This window comes from Rhodoferax sp. (assembly GCF_039922535.1).
In the GTDB taxonomy this organism is placed as follows: Bacteria; Pseudomonadota; Gammaproteobacteria; order Burkholderiales; family Burkholderiaceae_C; genus Rhodoferax_B.
The window spans coordinates 1-2313 of the sequence record NZ_JBDTEM010000273.1 but is presented as its reverse complement, the minus strand read 5'-3'; the positions used below and the strand labels follow the sequence as shown (position 1 = coordinate 2313).

General features: G+C 61.0%; 2 protein-coding genes and 1 pseudogene. 1 reads left to right on the top strand and 2 read right to left on the bottom strand.

Annotated elements, in window-relative coordinates; translation table 11 throughout:
• Nucleotides 1–311: 311 nt before the first annotated feature.
• Complete coding sequence (gene bfr / locus ABI213_RS12600; RefSeq protein WP_348014774.1) at nucleotides 312–788, top strand: bacterioferritin; 477 nt, start codon at nucleotides 312–314, stop codon at nucleotides 786–788.
• Nucleotides 789–888: 100 nt separating this feature from the next.
• Here bfr and ABI213_RS12595 read toward each other — a convergent pair whose 3' ends face one another.
• Together ABI213_RS12595 and ABI213_RS12590 are read right to left on the bottom strand one after the other, a co-directional pair.
• Nucleotides 889–1440, bottom strand: a complete 552-nt coding sequence (locus tag ABI213_RS12595) for a GNAT family N-acetyltransferase (RefSeq protein WP_348027355.1) — start codon at nucleotides 1438–1440, stop codon at nucleotides 889–891.
• Nucleotides 1441–1514: 74 nt separating this feature from the next.
• Nucleotides 1515–2313: pseudogene (locus ABI213_RS12590) on the bottom strand (hypothetical protein); the annotation flags it as partial.

Sequence of the window (2313 nt, the reverse complement as noted above, 5' to 3'; positions counted from 1 at the left end):
GGCAAGATGCATCCCACTTCGATCGGGTAGCTCTGCCGACCAAAACCCGATGCCTCGATATCCAATACAGCGGGAACATGGGTGGTAACAAGCATGCGGCCCACTTTACATGGCGAAGCGCCCACTTGCTATTTATTTAGAGGGCAAACAAGACCCTGTTTAACCCCCTTGCGAATGCCTATCACGCGTGTTCGTACTCAGAGCGAAAAGATGGGGCCATAGGTTCGCTTTTTTTGATTTAACGGGCTGCGTCGCCGACAATCCGCAATGAAGCAATCTTGCGACCACACATTCAAAAAGGGACGGCCACCATGAAGGGCGACATCCAAGTCATCGCGCATCTGCAAGCGCAACTCAAAAACGAGCTCACCGCCATCAACCAGTACTTTCTGCACTACCGCATGTACAAGCACTGGGGTTTGGACAAGCTAGCGAAGAAAGAATACGAAGAATCCATCGGCGAGATGAAGCACGCCGACAAGCTGATGGACCGCATCTTCATGTTGGATGGCTTACCCAACCTGCAAGACCTGGCCAAGATTTTGGTCGGCGAAGACGTGCCCGAATGCCTGGCCTGCGACCTGAAGGCCGAGCAAGGTGCCCAAGCCACCATCAAGGACGGCATCGCCCATTGCGAAAGCGTGCGCGACTACGTGTCCCGCGACCTGCTGCAAGGCATTCTGGACGACACCGAAGAGCACATCGACTTCCTGGAAACCCAGATTGATTTGGTCGGCAAGGTCGGCATCCAGAACTACCTGCAAAGCCAGATGGGCGAGCTGGCGTAAGCCTCCCCCCTCCTCTCTTACTGCACCTAGCGACTGGGTCTTTGGCCTTGTCGCTATTTTTTTGGTAGCTGCTTGTGCAGGTGGAATATGCGCCGAGAGGCTATTTGACCTCTATTTCCCGGGCAAGACGGTACAGGCAATGCAGGCGCAATGCATGGCCTTCGGGGACTTGGGGGTGTTCAAAAGTGCCATCGGCCTGCATGCCCAGGCGTTCCATCACGGCGCGGGAGCGGGCGTTGGCGACTGCCGTGAACGACACGATTTCCGCAAGGCCTACCTGGTCAAACCCGAACTGCAGGGCGGCCTTGGCGGCCTCGGTGGCCAAACCTTGGCCCCAGTAGGGCGCGGCCAAACGCCAGCCAATCTCTACGCAGGGAGAAAACGGCAACAGCGCCGAGGGCTCATGCAAGCCTACAAAGCCGATAAATTGCCCAGAGGTTTTCAACTCCGCAGCCCAGAAGCCCCAGCCACGTTCGGCAATCAACGCCTGGCAGCTATCGACCATCTGGTCGCTTTCGGCACGCGTGCGCACCGCGGGGAAGAACTCCATCACCTGCGGGTCGGCATTCAGCGCTGCAAACGGGGCACGGTCCTGCGGCAGCCACTGGCGCAGAAGCAAACGAGGCGTTTCCAAACGGATGGGCTGTGCCATGGGTGGCCTTGGTTGACTTGCTATGTAAAAAGTAGCTGCTTGCGCTGGTTGGATATGCACGAGCGGCCTATTTCTTATAAATAATGCACCGCCAGCGCATCCCCTGGCAGCGCCGCCTGCCCCACCTGCACCAAATGCTGGTGGTGGGTGAAGAGCAGCACCTGGCCTCCTTGAGCAAAGCGGGCCAGGGCCTGGAAGATGTGGGTGGCGCGGGCGTCGTCGCTGGTCATCAGCACGTCGTCCAGCACCAGGGGCATGGCCGGGCCGTTGCTACGTTGCAATTCCAACGCAGCCAGGCGCAGGGCCAAATAGAGCTGGTCGGCCGTGCCTTCGCTCATGGCTTCGATGCCGATCAGGCGGCCATCCGCGCCTTCGGCCTGCAGCACCGGGCGCTCGGCGGAGGCATCCACTATCAGCTTGGGATAACGGCCACCGGTAATCAGGCCAAAGTACTCAGAAGCCAGCCGCACCATCGGGGCCTGGGCGCGTTCGCGGAAGCGCTTCAAGGCTTCTTGCAGCAGGCTGTCGGCCAGCCGCAACTGCATCCACGGCGGTATGGCGGCGCGCAGGCGGGCCACGGCGGACTCCATTTCTTCACGGGCTTCGGCCGCCGCCGCCGAGGTGTCGATTGCCTCCAGCGTCTGGCGGGCGGTGTGGACGGTGGCGCTGGCGGTGCCGATGGCCACCTCCAGCTGTACCACCTGGGTGTCCAGCGCGGCGCGTTCGGCTTCAATGTCTACCGCGTCGCGCCCGGCCAGTTCGGTATGCAGCTCGTCCAACGAGCGGGCGGTGGCCTGGCGCAGTTGCGCGTGCAGCGCGCGCGCACTGTCGTGCAGGGCACGCTGGTGGGCGGAGCGGTCTTCGGCATCGGGC

Excerpts from the sequence above, each read along its gene's own strand:
- bfr (WP_348014774.1), top strand. The coding sequence starts at position 312 with ATGAAGGGCGACATCCAAGTCATCGCGCATCTGCAAGCGCAACTCAAA.
- ABI213_RS12595 (WP_348027355.1), bottom strand. The coding sequence starts at position 1,440 with ATGGCACAGCCCATCCGTTTGGAAACGCCTCGTTTGCTTCTGCGCCAG.